The sequence below is a fragment of the Phyllobacterium sophorae genome (genome assembly GCF_003010965.1).
In the GTDB taxonomy this organism is placed as follows: domain Bacteria; phylum Pseudomonadota; class Alphaproteobacteria; order Rhizobiales; family Rhizobiaceae; genus Phyllobacterium; species Phyllobacterium sophorae.
In genome coordinates this window covers 109,903-126,634 of the sequence record NZ_PGGM01000014.1, presented here as the reverse complement: position 1 = coordinate 126,634, position 16,732 = coordinate 109,903, and the positions used below count along the sequence as shown (strand labels likewise).

The 16,732-nt window shown below is 59.3% G+C and carries 17 protein-coding genes and 2 pseudogenes; 14 read left to right on the top strand and 5 right to left on the bottom strand.

Translation table 11 applies throughout. The features are described from left to right. Positions 1-26: 26 nt before the first annotated feature. From CU103_RS24410 to CU103_RS24390, 4 genes and pseudogenes are all read left to right on the top strand, one after another. Entirely contained in the window at positions 27-365 is a 339-nt protein-coding gene (locus CU103_RS24410; RefSeq protein WP_146147850.1) for a hypothetical protein, read from the top strand. Between the two features lie 6 nt (positions 366-371). After that, on the top strand, positions 372-1,568 hold the full coding sequence (gene gltS, locus CU103_RS24405; RefSeq protein ID WP_106666700.1) for a sodium/glutamate symporter: 1,197 nt from the start codon (positions 372-374) through the stop codon (positions 1,566-1,568). Between the two features lie 197 nt (positions 1,569-1,765). Next, positions 1,766-2,008: pseudogene (locus CU103_RS24395) on the top strand (hypothetical protein); the annotation flags it as partial. Between the two features lie 402 nt (positions 2,009-2,410). Next, on the top strand, positions 2,411-3,067 hold the full coding sequence (locus CU103_RS24390) for a helix-turn-helix domain-containing protein (protein ID WP_106666625.1): 657 nt from the start codon (positions 2,411-2,413) through the stop codon (positions 3,065-3,067). A gap of 362 nt (positions 3,068-3,429) precedes the next feature. Here the strand turns inward: CU103_RS24390 and CU103_RS24380 are convergent, their stop codons facing one another. Further along, entirely contained in the window at positions 3,430-3,750 is a 321-nt protein-coding gene (locus tag CU103_RS24380) for a hypothetical protein (RefSeq protein ID WP_245448980.1), read from the bottom strand. A gap of 208 nt (positions 3,751-3,958) precedes the next feature. Between CU103_RS24380 and CU103_RS24375 the strand changes: the two are divergent. After that, positions 3,959-4,096: pseudogene (locus tag CU103_RS24375) on the top strand (ABC transporter permease); the annotation flags it as partial. 93 nt (positions 4,097-4,189) lie between these two features. On the opposite strand, the gene CU103_RS24370 reads toward CU103_RS24375, so the two are convergent. Beyond that, positions 4,190-5,182, bottom strand: a complete 993-nt coding sequence (locus CU103_RS24370; RefSeq protein WP_106666623.1) for a LacI family DNA-binding transcriptional regulator — start codon at positions 5,180-5,182, stop codon at positions 4,190-4,192. 212 nt (positions 5,183-5,394) lie between these two features. Here CU103_RS24370 and CU103_RS24365 point away from each other — a divergent pair, with 212 nt between their 5' ends. The 7 genes from CU103_RS24365 (at position 5,395) to iolE (ending at position 11,547) form a co-directional block, all read left to right on the top strand. After that, positions 5,395-6,345, top strand: coding sequence for a sugar ABC transporter substrate-binding protein (locus CU103_RS24365; protein ID WP_106666622.1), 951 nt, complete (start codon positions 5,395-5,397; stop codon positions 6,343-6,345). Between the two features lie 156 nt (positions 6,346-6,501). After that, positions 6,502-7,623 (top strand): ABC transporter permease, encoded by a 1,122-nt coding sequence (locus tag CU103_RS24360; RefSeq protein ID WP_106666621.1) that lies wholly within the window; start codon positions 6,502-6,504, stop codon positions 7,621-7,623. Further along, positions 7,623-8,411, top strand: a complete 789-nt coding sequence (locus CU103_RS24355) for an ATP-binding cassette domain-containing protein (protein ID WP_106666620.1) — start codon at positions 7,623-7,625, stop codon at positions 8,409-8,411. Before CU103_RS24360 ends, CU103_RS24355 begins: the two co-directional genes overlap by 1 nt. A 24-nt stretch (positions 8,412-8,435) precedes the next feature. Then, entirely contained in the window at positions 8,436-9,233 is a 798-nt protein-coding gene (locus CU103_RS24350) for a TIM barrel protein (protein ID WP_106666619.1), read from the top strand. A gap of 31 nt (positions 9,234-9,264) precedes the next feature. Continuing rightward, a complete protein-coding gene (locus CU103_RS24345) occupies positions 9,265-10,284 on the top strand; it encodes a Gfo/Idh/MocA family oxidoreductase (RefSeq protein WP_106666618.1) in 1,020 nt (339 codons plus the stop codon). 29 nt (positions 10,285-10,313) lie between these two features. Continuing rightward, a complete protein-coding gene (locus tag CU103_RS24340; RefSeq protein WP_106666617.1) occupies positions 10,314-10,598 on the top strand; it encodes an RpiR family transcriptional regulator in 285 nt (94 codons plus the stop codon). 22 nt (positions 10,599-10,620) lie between these two features. After that, on the top strand, positions 10,621-11,547 hold the full coding sequence (gene iolE, locus CU103_RS24335; RefSeq protein WP_106666616.1) for a myo-inosose-2 dehydratase: 927 nt from the start codon (positions 10,621-10,623) through the stop codon (positions 11,545-11,547). A gap of 519 nt (positions 11,548-12,066) precedes the next feature. Here the strand turns inward: iolE and CU103_RS24330 are convergent. Further along, positions 12,067-12,963, bottom strand: a complete 897-nt coding sequence (locus CU103_RS24330) for a LysR family transcriptional regulator (RefSeq protein WP_280954625.1) — start codon at positions 12,961-12,963, stop codon at positions 12,067-12,069. Positions 12,964-13,096: 133 nt separating this feature from the next. On the opposite strand from CU103_RS24330, the gene CU103_RS24325 reads away from it, so the two are divergent. Together CU103_RS24325 and CU103_RS32890 are read left to right on the top strand one after the other, a co-directional pair. Beyond that, a complete protein-coding gene (locus tag CU103_RS24325) occupies positions 13,097-14,089 on the top strand; it encodes an MBL fold metallo-hydrolase (protein ID WP_106666615.1) in 993 nt (330 codons plus the stop codon). A 234-nt stretch (positions 14,090-14,323) separates the two neighbouring features. Then, on the top strand, positions 14,324-14,635 hold the full coding sequence (locus CU103_RS32890) for a pyridoxamine 5'-phosphate oxidase family protein (protein WP_425350646.1): 312 nt from the start codon (positions 14,324-14,326) through the stop codon (positions 14,633-14,635). A gap of 386 nt (positions 14,636-15,021) precedes the next feature. Here CU103_RS32890 and CU103_RS24315 read toward each other — a convergent pair whose 3' ends face one another. Further along, positions 15,022-16,281: a type II toxin-antitoxin system HipA family toxin gene (locus CU103_RS24315; RefSeq protein WP_106666614.1), complete on the bottom strand. Its 1,260-nt coding sequence runs from the start codon at positions 16,279-16,281 to the stop codon at positions 15,022-15,024. Continuing rightward, the gene (locus CU103_RS24310) at positions 16,278-16,505 is read right to left on the bottom strand and encodes a helix-turn-helix domain-containing protein (RefSeq protein ID WP_106666613.1); all 228 of its coding nucleotides are present in this window, start codon (positions 16,503-16,505) and stop codon (positions 16,278-16,280) included. The genes CU103_RS24315 and CU103_RS24310 overlap by 4 nt, the downstream gene beginning before the upstream one ends. Between the last annotated feature and the right edge of the window lie 227 nt (positions 16,506-16,732).

Below are 16,732 nucleotides of genomic sequence, written 5' to 3'. Positions count from 1 at the left end.
TATGAGAGTTCCTGGAGTGCATGAGAATGCTGGTTTCAGTGAATTGGTTAATGCGAAGGGTACGGGCGCTAGGCGCCGTGTTTGGCCTTGTGATCGCGGTTCCCTCGCATGCTGGACGCCGGGAGGAGACCAAGGAAACCGCCCCGGTCATTCGCCCCGTAAGAACCGTTACGGTCGAACATTGCAAGCTTGGCGAGAGCGTCAGACTTGCCGGCCATATCCTAGTGGCAACAGTTCTCACCCTGATCTTCCTGCGGGCCCGCTATGTGGCCTCATTCCGCGTCAAGGACCCGAAGACGAGCAGCGTTGCCATGCAGCCTGTTTTAACAGGACCCTGCACAAGCTCAGCAAAGAACGAGGTTTGATTGCCAGTGACAAACATCGAGTTTCCAGGTTTTGTCAGTCTGACGATAGCGATTGTCGTATACTTCATTGGCGCCGGACTGAACGGCCGGATCGCGGCATTGCGGAAGTGGAACATTCCCGAAGCAGTGACAGGCGGTCTGCTCGCGGCCCTTGCAACGCTCCTCGCCTATCGCGTTTTGGGAATTGCGATCTCGTTTGATCTCGCGGCGCGGGACTTGCTGCTTCTCTACTTTTTCACTGGCATTGGCCTGAATGCGCGCGTTGCCGATCTGATCGCAGGTGGCAAGCCGTTGATGATCCTTCTTGGACTGACGCTCGTCTATCTCGTCATCCAGAATCTCATTGCCGCCGGCAGCGCCGCGGCCCTTGATTTGCCTGAAGGCATTGCCGTGCTCCTCGGTTCGGCTTCCCTGCTCGGCGGACACGGCACGACCATAGCCTGGGCACCCATTCTCGCCGAACGGTTCAGCCTCACCAATGCGATGGAAATTGGCGTGGCGGCGGCAACACTCGGTCTTGTCATTGCGAGCCTTGTCGGTGGACCTGTCGCGGGCCTTTTGATTTCCCGCTATCGGCTCAAAGGACCTGACGCGGCTCCGTCGATCGGATTGCCGGATGACGAAGCAATCGAAGACGACCTCAACCACATCACGCTGCTCCGCACCATTCTCGTCCTCAACGTTGCCGTCCTCATCGGCTATACGGTCGATGAGCTGTTGGCCGACTTGGGATTTCGTCTGCCCCTCTTCGTTGCCTGCCTGCTGTCGGCGATCGTTCTGACCAATGTTATTCCGCGAATTGTGCCAGCGCTGTTTTGGCCAACGCGCACCCGCGCGCTGGCACTTGTCTCCGACCTTTCGCTGAGCATCTTTCTTGCAATGTCACTGATGAGCATGCAACTCTGGACACTCGGTGGGCTTGGATCCTCTCTTCTGCTCGTTTTGGCTATTCAGACAGTCGCTGCGATCGCCTACATACTCTTCGTTGTATTCCCGCTGATGGGCCGCAACTACGACGCAGCGGTGATTGCCGGGGGCTTCAGCGGCATAAGCCTTGGGGCGACCCCGACAGCCATTGCCAACATGACGGCCATCACCAAACTCCACGGCGCGGCACCGATGGCCTTCATCATCCTGCCCTTAGTATCCGCTTTTTTCATCGACATCGCGAATGCCTTCGCGATCGGTTTTCTCGTCAATTGAGCGGTGTCGCCCTGGCTGCTGCTGATGCGGCGCATGTCGACAATGCGGCCATCCCTTTGCCTGATCGCGATTTCGAAGCGGTTGCTGCCGCCACGCGCGATGAACGAAGAAGGGGCCGCGGCAAATCGATGCGCCTGATGTCCCTGAATCCGCGATTGCGAAGCCGTCTTTCGCCTTCACTGCACGAGACTCGCCTGGCCGTGGCAATCTTCGTCGGACTGAACCTGATCCAGTTCCTGATTGGGAGCTATCTTGAACCCTTGTTGATCGGCACATCGTTGGCGATCTTGCGTTTCGTCGTCATTTTCTCGGTGTTCTTCTGGAGCTTTATGTGGGGCGTGCCGGGCGCGTGCATTGGAGTTGCCATCGCGTTCATTGCCTACTGCGAAAAGGCACCGGGGGGCCGTATTGCTTTCGGCCAAGTCTTTCGACAATCCTGACAAAGCTTCAACCTAATATTCAATGTCCAAAGGAAGACGTCCTGCCAGTTGTGCAATTAGTTTTGTAACGGTTACGTACTGAACCGACTTCTGTGATTGTATTAAATACATTTTTGTAGCTGCGTTTTTTCTCACTCCAGTGACTTTTTGAGTATCGATGCTCAGCCGATATAGATCGAAGTATCACCATCTCGTTTAAACGACGAGACTGCGGGCCCTGTTTTGACGTCGTTCCGATACAACATAAGGGTGAATTATGAATGCCTATGATGAGATTATGCCCTCGGATGCATCGCTTGATCACAACTTCGCACACGCGGCAGCAGCATCAGCCGCGGAATATTCCGCGTTGCAATTGAAGCGACCGTCTTTCGATTCAACTTCTATTCCTGAGATAGCGAAATGCTGATGCTGTTTGTTCCCCGTGACTTCTGCGCAGGGGCGGCACATGTTCTCGGTGCTGCCGAGTTCTCCGCGATCGACACGGCAATGGGCCGGTTATTGTCAGACTACTTCATAGGATTGGCCAACCGGCTGCCAGCTGTCGAGGCAGAGAATCTTCCTGAACTGGTGGGCGCGACGCAGGCGATGATCCGGGCGTGCGTGCTACCCTCTTCCGGCAATATCGAGGAGGCTCAGGCACCTATTGCCCGCGTGTTGCTCGAAAGTGCCCGCCGCATCGTGCATTCCAAATTGTTCGATCCATCTTTCAATGCCAAGGCCCTGCATCGTGATCTCGCGATTTCACGCTCAGTGCTTTATCGGATGTTCGAGCCGTTCGGTGGCGTGATGCATTACTTGCAGCACCAGCGTCTCCTCGATGCACACGCGGCATTGGCGGACCCGAACGACAAACGCCGTATCATTGAAATCGCTGAGCAGCGTTGTTTCAGCGATGGTTCAGAGTTCAGCCGGGCATTCAGGGGGGCGTTTGGCTACACGCCAAGCGAAGTAAGGGCTGGCCGCAACAGCGGTGTGTCGAGCAGACCAGCAGTCGAACTAACCACTACTGCACCTGAAGACCGGCTCGGGTGGCTGCTACGCAAGCTTCACGGGTGACACCGAGGAAAAATCGGAGTTCCCCATGCTCCAACTTGTCGCAGACGGATTCTCGCCAGCATTTGCATTTCTGACAGTGAATCGTCTGGCAGTGCTTCGGAACATACGTCATCGGACCAACTCATCGCCGTTATCGTTGCGTTGCTATCAGCCAAATGCGCCACGGTGATGACGTCCATCATTCGCACCAGAATACGAAACTTTGCAACAGAACCGTCACCCGTGGCCTCTGCGGCAATGCTCCCGCGCAATCGACCAGTGTGCTCGGGCGGCGCTTGAGTCCGCCCGCAACCGGCGATGCAGAGCGCGGCCGAACGGAACAGTCTTTGCATATCAATTTTCCTTGCAGCCAAACGAGACGCTCAACCGCCGGTGCATGCCGACGGCACGGCTCGGCCAACGCCCCACGATAGGCGCCCCTGTACGATCGTCAGCGTCTGCTGGCCGTTCGAAAAGGTCGTTCCGTCTGGCCCCGTGGAGGGCAGGTCGACCGGGGTCGCGCCGTTGACGGATACCGAAGCGCGATCACCGAGGAGACGCACTGCCAAATGCGTGCCGTCCTGGCACGTGTAGTTGCTGACGGGGTAGGGGTTGCCCGCGCCGATCGACGCGCCAGACGGGGAATGCTCGAAGCTTGCAAGCATAAGGGCGCTGATTGCCGCGACCAACAGATTACTCAACACGATAGTCCTCCAAACTGGGGCACAGGGCAGATGAAAAAGAGAAGTCTGTCTTCTACGGCCTTAACCTTTGCCCCGCCCGACCGGAGCGCAACACAATGTTCCTGAGAGGTGTGATTGCGAGCCGTGGTCCACAGGGGACAGTCAAACTCATCATCGCCCGAAACTACGGACTAGTAACGACACTCTGTAGTGGTGGCAGCGCGAGTTCATTCGAAAACGCGCCGTGGCTAGTTTAATCTCGCTCGTCGGACTGATCGTCATGGTCTTCTTCCTCTCGCGGTTGACGGGTGATCCGGCCGCCTTGTTCCTGCCGGTCGAGGCCTCCGCGGAGATGAAGGCGCAATTCCATTTCGGCAAGATCTGCGTCGAGTGGTGATTCCGCGGGCAAGATTGACGGAAGCCACGCGAAGGACAGACGAAGTAGCTTTGGCATTCGAGACTAGGTCGAGGCACGCACCACAAGCCGACCGCGAATATTGACGGTGATCTTTTCCCTCTGGCCGAGGAGCATCGCAATTACCGCATCGACCATCTCGGATACGGGCTGCTCATAGGTTGTCAGTCCATAGGACGGCGACGCCGCGAATGCGGCGTTGTCGAACCCGACGACGGCTATATCTTCCGGAACTCTCAACTTGAACTCGCTGCGGATGACGTCGAGCGCGCCGAAAGCCAGAGCGTCATTCTCGCACATGAGGACATCAACACGGTCTGTCGCGGGCGTCTTCTCGAGATAGCGGCGCGCAGCTTCGGCGCCGGCATCGACGCTGTAGCGATCCGCCGCGATTTCCAGCAAGTCGGTGTCGCGTTCACGCCTCCAGAATTCTTTGAAGTTCCGGCGGCGGCCGAGAGCCGTCGAGAGGGTTCGCGGCCCACACATGAAGCCCGGTCGATGATAGCCACGCTCCAGGAGGTGCTTGCCAATTTCCGCGATGGCAACGTCGGTGTCGCATGAAACCGCCGGTACGCCCTCGATTTGGCTGTCGCGGGCGAGCACGAACATCGGCGCGCTACCCTCGCCGAGCTTCCGATCGTTGAGAGTCTCGTCGCGAAACGCCGTCCCGAGCAAAATGATCGCGTCGACCTGGCGCTGCTCCGCATTCAGGATGGCGTGAACATGATTGTAGTGGTCATTAATGTTGACGAGGATTGCGACCAGCCCTTTGGCTTGCAGCGCGGCGGTCAGTTTTTCCAGAAACGGGAGTTTATACGGGTTTGCGAAGTCATCGACGAGGACCGCGACCTGATGCGTGAGGCTGGTGGCCAGACTTCGCGCCAGAAGATTGGGGCGGTAATTGAGCTTCTCGGCAGCGGCCAGAACCTTGGCCTTGCTCACCTCGGTAATGGAAGAGCCCGGCGTGAACGCACGGATCACCGTCCACTTCGAGACTCCAGCCTCGATGGCCACGTGCTGAGCCGTTGCGCGCTTCATACAAACTCCCTCCCTGCTTCAGAACGTTTATTCCATTTTCTGCGGAATACGAAAATGATCCGTTGATTTTTCTGCACAGCAATCTTATAACGCATGTCGTTTGCTACCGGTAGCAAAAACTATGCACCCGGTAGCAAGTAGGGAGGAAGCGCCGTCTCGGCGCTCGTTGGTTCTCGCGCTTTGGGCGTGGGACAGTTTTGGAGGAGTTTGTAATGAAGTCATTTCTTCGCAGAATCGTGCTCGGTGTCGCAGTTGTTGGAGCGCTCGGCGCTGCTGCAGGTTCGGCACTCGCTCAGGAGGTTTCCATCATCGCCGTGACCCACGGCCAGGCCTCCGATCCATTCTGGTCGATCGTCAAGAACGGCATGATGCAGGCTGGCAAGGACAGCAACGTCAAAGTCGACTATCGAGCCCCTGAAACATTCGACATGGTCGCCATGTCCCAGTTGATCGAAGCCGCGGTCAACCAGAACCCTGCCGGCATCGTCATCTCCAATCCGGATCCGGATGCGCTCGGCCCGGCTATTGAAAAGGCCGTGGCTGCTGGCATTCCGGTAATTTCCATGAATTCCGGCATCGCTGCGGCTTCGAAGCTGGGGATCAAACTTCATGTCGGTCAGGAAGAGCTTTCGGCCGGCAAGACCGTTGGGGAGCGCCTCGCCGGGTTGGGTTTGAAGCATGTTCTCTGCATCAACCAGGAAGTCGGCAACGCGGCGCTCGATCAGCGCTGCCAGGGTGTTACCGAAGGTTTTGCTGGCGGCAAGGTTACGGTCCTGCCGACCTCTGCCGATCCGGCCGAGATTGAAGCCAAAATCCAGGCGGCCTTGACGTCCGATACGTCGATAGACCTTGTCCTCGGGCTATCGGCCCCGTTGGTCGGCGAGCGCGCTGTCGCCGTCGTTGAGAAGATGGGCAATGGCGACAAGGTAAAGGTCGCATCCTACGATCTGTCGGCAAGCTTCCTGCAGGCTGTTGCCGACGGCAAGGCACTCTTTGCAGTCGATCAGCAGCCTTACCTTCAGGGCTATCTGCCGGTCACCTTCATGGCGCTCAATTCCCGATACGGCACGATCCCGGCGGGAAATGTTGCATCTGGCCCGAGCTTTGTGACGCAGGAGGCGGCCGCGCAGGTCATCGAGAAATCCGCCCAGGGCATCCGCTAACGCGGGTCCGCGGCGCCCTCCGCACCAGGATGCGGAGGGCGTACACTCTTTCAGTTCCATAACGGCTTGCAGTTGAGTGCCCTTTTCGTCCGGGACCGTCCGACATCTGAAGGTAGCACTCGCAATGCCCGGGATATCAGTTCAAAGGATATCGACATGTCCATTGTGGCAGATGACAAAATCAAGAAGACCCCCGCAGACGAACGGTTGAAAAAGGCGTCGGTCGCCACGACGCTGCTTCGTCGGCCAGAACTCGGAGCGGTGGCAGGACTGGTACTCGTAACGGTCTTCTTTCTCTTGACCGCCAATCCTTCAATGTTCACGCTCGCCGGCATCATGAACTTCATGGCCCCGGCCGCCCAACTTGGCATCCTCGCGGTCGGCGCGTCTCTTCTGATGATTGGTGGTGAATACGATCTCTCGATCGGCTCCATGGTTGCGTTTGCGGGCCTGGTGTTCGGCGCTGCCCTCGTTGTCTGGCAGGTTCCGTTGAGCGTGGCGATCCTTATCGCCATCCTCATGGCCGTGGTCATCGGGGTTGTGAATTCCCAGATCGTTATCAAGACCGGACTGCCTTCTTTTATTGTAACACTGGCGTTTCTCTTCATCCTTCGCGGCCTCACGCTTGTCGGCCTCAAGTGGGCAAGCGGGGGTGCCACCCAGCTTCGGGGTATGAAGGAAGCCGCCGCCGGTAGCCCGCTTACATCGATCTTTTCCGGCGATGCGTTTCAAGGACTGTTCGCGTGGCTCGCCTCGAACGATCTGATCGCGAAGTTTCCGAATGGTACCCCCCAGGTGTCCGGCATTCCGGTCGAAATCCTCTGGTTCATCGTGATCGCGCTGCTGGCCACATGGGTTCTTTTGAGAACACGATTCGGCAACTGGATTTTCGCCGTCGGCGGCGACGAACGCGCTGCGCGCAAGTCCGGTGTGCCTGTGGTGCGGGTTAAGACCGTCCTGTTCATCATCACCGCCCTTTGCGCAACGCTTGTCGCCGTCTTGACTGTGCTCGACGCCGGATCGACCGACGCGCGGCGGGGATTCCAGAAGGAATTTGAGGCCATCATTGCGGCCGTCATCGGCGGGTGCCTGCTGACGGGTGGGTATGGCTCCGCGATCGGCGCATTCTTGGGCTCGATCGTCTTCGGGATGGTGCTGATCGGCCTGACCTACACATCGATCGATCAGGATTGGTATCTCGTCTTCCTGGGTGGAATGCTGCTGGTCGCCGTCATGTTCAACAATGTGATCCGCAAACGCGTGACGGGAGAACGCTGATGTCCTCGATTGATACTCCCCTGGTCGAAGTCAGGAACCTTACCAAGCACTTCGGATCAGTCATCGCACTGAATGGCATTTCCATGGTGGTCAAGCCGAGAGAGGTGCTTTGCCTTCTTGGTGACAACGGCGCGGGCAAGAGCACTCTCATCAACACGCTTGCGGGCGTTCACCAGCCGACATCGGGTGACTTTATCGTCGGCGGCAAGTCGACGACATTCTACAGCCCCCGCGATGCGCTCGATGCCGGCATAGCCACGGTCTACCAGGACCTCGCCATGATCCCGCTTATGTCGATCACGCGAAATTTCTTCATGGGTCGCGAGCCGATGGTGGGATTTGGCCCGTTCAAGCGCATGGACATGAAGTTCGCGGACGACGTGACACGCGACGAGATGCACAAGATCGGCATCGATATCCGCGATCCGCAGCAGGCGGTCGGCACGCTGTCAGGAGGAGAGCGCCAATGCGTCGCCATCGCCCGTGCGGTCTACTTCGGAGCCAAGGTTCTCATTCTTGACGAGCCGACATCGGCCCTCGGCGTGGCCCAGACATCGATGGTGCTCAAATACGTCAACCAGGTTCGCAATAGCGGCCTCGGCGTCATCTTCATCACCCACAACGTCCGCCATGCCTTCGCCGTCGGCAATCGCTTTACCGTTTTGAATCGCGGCAAGACCCTCGGTACCTACGAGAAAGGCGCGATCTCCATCGACGAACTGCAGAACCTCATGGCCGGGGGCAAGGAACTGCAAGTGCTCTCCGACGAACTCGGCGGCACGATTTAAATTCGAACGTATCAGGAAGAAATCATGACAACGATGACCAAATCGTCGCCGTTCACGCTCGCCGTCTGCGCTGAAATGGTGTTCCGCTCCTTGCCCGTAATCAATCGCCTGAAGCGGCTCACAGAGCTCGGCTTCCAGGCCGAAATCTGGGACTGGACGAAGCACGACATCGCAGCAATTGCCAGGTCCGGTGCCACGTTCTCGTCAATGACCGGATATGTGACCGGCACATTGGCGGACGACGCAGGCGCGGACGAACTTCTGCGCACGGCGCGCCTCTCCATTCCCGTCGCCAAGGAGCTCAATTGCCCGCGCCTCAATCTGCACGGTACGGGCCTCGACGGGCAAGGCCTGCCTGTCGTGAAGTCCGAGGTCGTCACGGGAGCCATGTGGCTGAAAGCCGCCGATACCTTGAAACGCATCGCGGACCTTGGAGAAGAGGAAGGCGTCACCTTCGTTCTCGAAAACCTCAACGAGGCGGTGGATCACCCGAAGACGCCGTTTGCAAAGGCGGCAGACACGATCGCTCTGGTTTCAGCCGTCAACCGGCCTTCCCTCAAGCTCAATCTCGACCTGTACCACGCGCAGATTGGCGAAGGTAACCTGATCGAGCTTTGCCGCACGGCGCTTCCCCACATCGGCGAAATCCAAGTCGCCGACGTACCCGGCCGCAGGGAACCGGGCACGGGCGAGATCAACTACCCGGCAATCGCCGTCGCGCTCGACGCGATGGGCTACCGCGGAACGATCGGCATGGAAGCATGGCCGGAGAGCGACGATGAACTCGCGCTCACCCGCTTCCGCAACGCCTTCTCCATTTGATCAGACGCACCACATTCTTCAGGAGCATTCCATGTCCATCAATCGTCCCGTCAACATCGGCCTCATCGGCGCAGGCCGCATCGGTTCTTTCCACGCCCAAAGCGTCGCCCGCCGGTTGGTGGATGCCAATCTCGTCGCCATCGCCGACCCGGCACCCGGAGCAGCCGAAAAGCTCGCCGCCGAACTCGGCGCGCCGAACGCCTACACGAGCTTGTCCGAGCTGCTCGCCAATCGCGACATCGAGGGCGTTGTCATCGCGACCCCGGCGCGGTTCCACACCAATATCGTCGTCGAAGCCGCCGAAGCCGGAAAGGCGGTGTTCTGCGAAAAGCCGATGGCCTTGACGCTGGAGGATGCCGATCGCGCGATTGCCGCTGCCAGGGCGGGCAAGGTGCCGCTTCAGGTCGGTTTCAACCGCCGCTGGGATCAGGCCTTCGCCGAGGGGCGCGCAGCGATCGATGACGGAAAGATCGGGAGCCCTCAGTTGATCCGGTCACTGACCCGCGACCCCGGTCCGTTTGATGCTGACCCCGCCAAAATTCCGCAGTGGACGATCTTCTACGAAACGCTGATCCACGATTTCGACACGCTGCTTTGGCTAAACCCAGGCGCCAAGCCGGTCGAGGTGACGGCCGTCGCCGATGCGCTGGTCCGGCCGGACTTCGCCGACAAGGGTTTCCATGACACTGCGGTAGTCACGGTCCGATTTGACAATGGATCGATCGCTGTCGCGGAAGCCAATTTCTGCGCCATGTACGGCTACGACATCCGTGGCGAGGTCTTTGGTTCCGGCGGCATGGTGACCATGGGAGACGTGCGTCGTTCCAGCATGACCCTGTTCGACAAGAACGGCGTGTCGAATGACACCTGGCGGCGCGACACAGATCACTTCGTCCACGGCTACACCGCCCAGCTCGCCGCATTCGTGGAGGCGATCAGGACCGGCGAGGTTACCGGTCCGACTGGCGAGGACGCCCGCAACGCTCTCGCCATCGCGCTCGCCTGCGTCGGCTCGGTTTCGGAGCGCAAGACCGTCAAGCTGATCAACTAAGTTGCCTGGCCGCAAGGGAGTGCCGAAACATGCGCAAGCACATGCGCGCCTTGAATTGTCCGCCTTCGAGTTTTGAGGCGTTGAAGCTGGCGATCGCGTCCCGGCAGGTCATCTTTCCTCTTCGCGTCGAAAATGTCGCGAAGAGGGTTCTCGAAAAACCGGAGCTCATGGCGTTCGAGAGCACGTCTTCGATTGCCGAAGATTGCGGCGTATCCGCGGCGACCGTTGCGCGATTTGTAACGCATATCGGGTTCCGCGACGTTGCGGAGGCGCGCTGCATTTTCCGCGCCGAGCTTTGCCGCCGTTTCGGCTGAAACTTTAAGTAGGAGAGAACAGGTGACAGATTCGACCGAATCGAAGCTTCCGCCGGGCGTTTCGCTGGGCGTAAGCCCACTATCCTGGACGAACGACGTTCTTGAAGACCTGGGCGACAACATCCCGCTCGAGACCTGTCTCGAAGAGGCACGTTCGGCAGGCTACGCGGGTGTGGAACTCGGTCGAAAGTTTCCACGCGATGCCACTGTGCTTGGTCCAATCCTTGAACGTCACGATCTACGTCTAGCGTCGGGTTGGTATTCGGGCTTCCTTGCCGATCGAGACGTCGATCTCGAGCTCAGCCAAGTCCACGCGCACGCTTCCCTGCTCAGAGACATGGGAGCGAAGGTCATGGTCTACGGTGAATGCGGCCGCATGTATCCCGAAGAGCCACTCGACGCGCCGATGTCGAAACGCTTGACCTTGGCACCGACGGAGATCGTTCCCTACGCCGCCAAACTTACCGCCTTTTCCAGAAGGCTCAAAGACGCCTATGGGCTGACGCTCGCCTACCATCATCACCTGATGATGGTGGTGGAAACTTTCGAGGAAATCAGCGCCATCTTCGACGCCGCCGGCCCGGAGGTGGGACTGCTGTTGGACACGGGCCACGCTCGCGCCGCGGGGTTCGATTTCACCCGCCTCATCGAGCGTTTCGCCGACCGAATTGCTCACATTCATCTCAAGGACGTGAGAGTTCAAGTCCTAGCGAGGGTACGGGATGGCAACATGAGCTTTAATGACGGCGTCCGGGCCGGCATGTTTACCGTCCCGGGTGACGGTGACGTGGATTTCGATCCTGTGTTCCAGTTTGTCCGCAAAGGCGGTTACAAGGGTTGGATTGTTGTCGAAGCCGAACAGGACGCGAGTATTGCTCCGCCCAAACCTGCTGTCGGCCGAGCGCATCGCTACCTGTCAGGAAGGCTCTTGCTCCGAAACGAGCGCTGAGGCGAGTTGCAACCGATCCGTCGTCGTGTCTGCCTGATCTCCGTCTCCTACTGACGCAAGGCGGCTTCGCGAATTTCCAATCGGTTGGGTGGCATTTCCTGCACCGACGCTTCGGATGTCTGCTTTTTCGAGTTGGCTTCCCTAGCAGCGGAACGTCCGTTCACGGCCCCATCTCGGTCATAGATGGCATTAGTTCAGTTGCCGCAGACGGGTATATGATGGGTATCCATGGCTCATTGGAAATCTCACTTCAAATGCCACGCCTTGAAAAGATCCGAACCACCGAAGCCCTGAATACGTCATTCTTAGACTGCGGTTCGAGAGGAGCCATTATGCGATCTAAATGAAGAAGCCAAACGAACGACGACTGCTTGCGCCCTCATTTCAGTCCTAGAGAACGCTTTGGCTTTTCCCGGCAAGCCGCCATGTTAGGTGCTTAGGGAAGGCGAGCTACCTTGCAGCATTCGCACCGGTACGCCTGACCGCCATCAACGGAGGCGCGCCTGGATAGCGGGGACGCTAGTAGGCCATCTGCGCGCGTAGGCGGGGCCTGATCCAGTCGAGGAAGCACCGCACCTTCAGCGGCAGGGGATCGGCTGGTCCATGGATAACATTCACCGGCAGCGGTTCTGGTGCGAACTCCGTCAGCAATTCCTGCAGTGCGCCGGAGCGCAACTGATCGGAGATCTGGTAGGACAGCACGCGGATAATGCCGATACCGGCCAGTGCAGCCTGAATGGCAGCCTCCGTCGTGTTGACCGCGAGTTTGGAACGGGGCTCGACGGCAAAGGCCGCACCGTCCCGGCGGTAGCGCCATTCCGGCGCGGTCGCGAAGCCCTGGAAACTTATGCCGTCGTGCTGGGCGAGGTCATTCGGCTGACGCGGCACTCCTCGGCGGGCGAGATAGTCGGGGCTCGCGCAGATCACCCGGCGGACGGCGCCTAGCCGCGTTGCGATAAGCGCGCTGTCCGCCAAGTGCCCGATCCGTAGGGCCACATCGACGTGCTCATCCGCCAGACTTAGCTGCCGATCGACCAGGGTCAGGCGCAGGTTGATATCGGGGTGCTCCTTCAGGAATTCCAGCGCAATTGGCAACAGATGGCGCTCGCCGAAGGCAATCGGTGCGGTCACGTGCAGCCCGCCACGCAGCGCGCCATAATCGCCGCTGGCCTGCCGCTCCGCCGCGTCCAGTTCATCAAGAATACGACGTGACGCGGCGACGAAAGCGCGCCCCTCCTCCGTCAAGGCGAGGCCGCGGCGGGTGCGCAGGACCAAGCGCACACCAAGGTGCTTTTCAAGATCGGCGACCTTGCGGCTGACCGTGGCGAGCGGTGCATGCAGTCGCCGCGCCCCGGCCGAGAGGCTGCCGGCGTCGATCACCGCTAGCAGCACCGACATCGCTTCAAATCGATCCATCGAATCCTTCCGGAAATTGAGAGGAAAGTTCCCGAAATGGCAGGATACCCTATTGGTTGTGGATATCATAGCTTTCATGTCGTCCAGGGGACGCCGGCGGGCTCCCCGCATTTCCCATGATCCGGAGGAAGTCATGCCTCAACTGTCACGTCGCGTCTTTGTCAGCGCCCTTCCTCTAGCCCTCAGCGGAGGGAGCCTCCTCGGGGGAGGCCTGATCGGTGGCGCTTCCGCGCCAGCCCTTGCCGCGACGCAGGATACCGCTAAGACGCCGGTCAACGTTACTCCGCTAGCGCAGATCCGCATTGGCCGCTTCACGGTGACGGCCCTGACGGACGGGTATGCCGACATGCCCTACGACTATTTTCCGGGACGCGCCGCGGCCGAGGTCGAACAGGCGGCAATCGCGCAGTTCACCGCCCGGCCGAGCGGCGTGCGGTTCCTCTTCAACCAGTATCTCGTCGAGGATGGCGAGCGCCGCATCCTGATCGATGCCGGTCCAGCGGGCTCGATCGGGCAGACCGGCGCACTGCCGCAGGCGCTGGGCGCGCTCGGCCTGCAGCGCGACCAGATCGACGCGGTGATCGTGACGCACATGCATCAGGACCACATGGGCGGTCTGATCGTCGGGGGCAAGAACAACTACCCCAAGGCGGAACTCTACATCGATCGTCGAGACGTCACCTATTGGACCGACCCGGCCAAGCGCAGCGGCGCGCCCGATTATCTGCAGACCAGCTTCCATATGGCGGGGGAGGTCGTGCGCCTCTACCCGAAACTCCAGGCGATTGACGGCGAGCGTGAGATTGTGCGGGGGGTCTCCATTGTCGACCTTACCGGGCATACACCCGGCCATATCGGCGTGCGGGTCGAAGATAGCGGGCAGAGCCTCATCATGGTTTCGGATATGATCTTTCCGGTCGTGCATCCCGGGGCGACCGATGTGTTCTTCCTGTTCGAACAGGATCCTGCAGCGGCCAAAGCGATGCGCGACCGCTTTTTTCCTCGCGCCGCTTCGGAAGGCGCGCTCATCGCCGCCACGCACATGCCCTTCCCAGGGCTCGGCCGTGTCGTCGCCGACCGTGGGCAGATGCGCTGGCAGATGGCGGACTGGGCCTTACAGAACTGAGGTCCGCTCCAGCGGGTCGCGAGGGAACAAACGGGATGAGCACCAGATATCTCAGTATCGCCACGACGGCCTCCGTCGCGGCCGCACAGGAGCATTATGGCAGCGCGGCGCAGTGGGCGCGGATAGGCGCGCAGCCACGCAGACGATACTGCGCAGAGCCAGCGCCTCGGTCCGTCAGAAACGGCCTTCGTCCGGGCGCGTGACGGTTTCTATCTGGGCAGTGTCGGACACCGGATGGCCTATGTCCAGTACCGTGGCGGGCCCGCGGGCTTTCTCACCACCGTCGATGCATTGATGCTGGGCTCCGCGGACTTTCGCGGGAACCGGCAATACATCACTACGGGCAATGTGCGGGCGAATGACCGTATCTCACTGTTCCTCATGGACTATGCGCACCGGCAGCGTCTGAAGATCTTTGGTCACCTGCGCATCATCGATGCCGCCGACGATCCGGTGCTGGCGAAGAAGCTAACCGTGACCGACTACCCCGCTCGCGCGGAACGCCTCCGTCCTCATCGCGGTCATTCAAGGGTACTTGCTCAGTGATTGTTCAAGGGCCGCAATGCTGGAAGGTGCATAATGCGTATTTGGCTCAGCTAACGGTGCCAGAGATCAGCTCGAACTAATGGTTGGTGGCTCATGAGAAAGTTAACTTTGACTTCCCTTGGCCTTGAATGGACACGAACGGCTGACCCACTAGTCGCTTCTCGGAGTATTAGTTCCACACTGGCCATTATGCGATCTTTTCAGCACAAACCCGAAACAAGGCGTGAACCTGTTCGCCTTCGCAGCAACTTGCACTCGATTCGTTACAGCAGCAGATTCTAAGGTGCCAGGCGCTGCATTATGCTTACATGCACACAGCAGGAAGTTGCCCGGCCGCCCGCCCGGTATCAACGGCTCAAGCCGCCCGGCGAGACCAAAGACAATTTTCACGCCAATTCGATAATGCGCAGCAAATGCGCCGTGCGCGTCCCTATGACGCCGCGAATGACTTTGAGGATTTCATGACTAATACCGCCCTCGGCAAACTCCGCGAGAAGCTCGTCGGCTTGACCGCCGATGCGCCCTGCGAGTTCGGCGATGGCCTTGACCAGGAGCCGCTGCGCCCCGCGCGTATCAGGCACAAGGGCGAGCCATTGCTGTAAATGTATCGTGTCGGGGACGGCGCGCCCGCCAATGGCCATGGCGAGCTTTTTGTCCAGCCTTGGGTAAGCGGCCGTGCAAAGGACATCATAGAGCGGCGCCAGGTCAGGAATCCCGCCGCTATAAAGCAACGCGTAGTTCTTACCGTGGGCATCCGCATTGCCGACAAGATAATGCAGAATGAGCATGCGGATGAACCCGAGACGGTCGGCTGCGGGACGCGCGGTGGCACGGCCAATCAGCGCCAGCGACGCTTCTGTTCCCGGCCCGCCTTCTGCCTCATATTTCAGCTCCGGCGGCACGCTCAAGGCCTGACAGAAATCCTCCTGGTGGAGGCGTGTGATCGTCCCGTCTTCATGCCGCGCGCGGTCATAGCGCTCGACCAGCAGGAAGGGAATCGCGCCGCCGCGCCGCATTTCGACGTTGGGTACGGGAAGCCTCAACCGCGCAGCGAGGCGCAGGCAGAATAGTTCGTTCTCGACCGTACCATCGAGAGCCTGAATGAAGGGCTTCAGGATATGGGTGGTGGGACGGCCGCCCTTGGCAAGCCCGATACTCTCTCCCTCGACACAGACAGCAAGCTTGTCCTGCGCACCGGCAAGGGACAGGCGTACCCCTTCCTCACCTCCTAACAGAGGGCGCTCACGCAGTTTGCCAAGGATTTCCTCTAGCCGCTCCGTGCTCAGAAATTCAACGCCATCGTCATCCGATGATAACGGCGCCTCACCTGCGGGATAGAGCGATAATGCCCCCGCGCATTCCCCGCCTATGACCTCCAGAAGGCCAAAGGTATTGCCTGAGGAAATCCCGAGCGCGCCCGAAAGGCGCTGTCGCGCGCCTTCATCTGGCAGAAGACCGGAAAAGAACGGGCGAACGATCCTGTCTCCATAAGCCGCTTCCTGCAACGGCATGGAAAAGGAGATGGCGCTGGATCTGCTTCCTTCTAGATAACCAGCATCGTAAGCGAAGCTGAGCGCGCCACCATCTTCCTGGCTGAGCACGCCTGCCTTCTCTTCCCTGTAATAAACGTCCAGCAGATGCGTCATGACGCGCTGTCCCGACGACTGCCGACGGTAATACGCAGCCCTAAGGTCGCCGCCACCTGTAGGGCGCGCCCTATCTGGCAACTGTCCTTCCCGGCTTCGAGCTCGCGCACGAAACGCACCCCAACCCCGGTCAGCGCTGCGAGCTGCTCCTGTGTCAGTTTCTGCGCTTTTCGCTCCGCACGGATCAGAAGTCCAAAGCTCTTACTATCTATGATCGTCTGCATGGATAATCCCTATCGGGACGATTATAACAGAGCTGATAGCAAAAATCTACAAAAAGAACCGCTCGGGATGATTTATTGGAGACTCGCAAATAAGCCCCTGAATAATCCCGTCCGGGATGATTATTAGGAAATTTTGCGGTTCCATTGAGCCATTATGCGATTTTCGGAGCACGTGCCGAGAACATCACCTGTGCTGCCACCAGCTTCAAGATTGTGAGGTCAATATC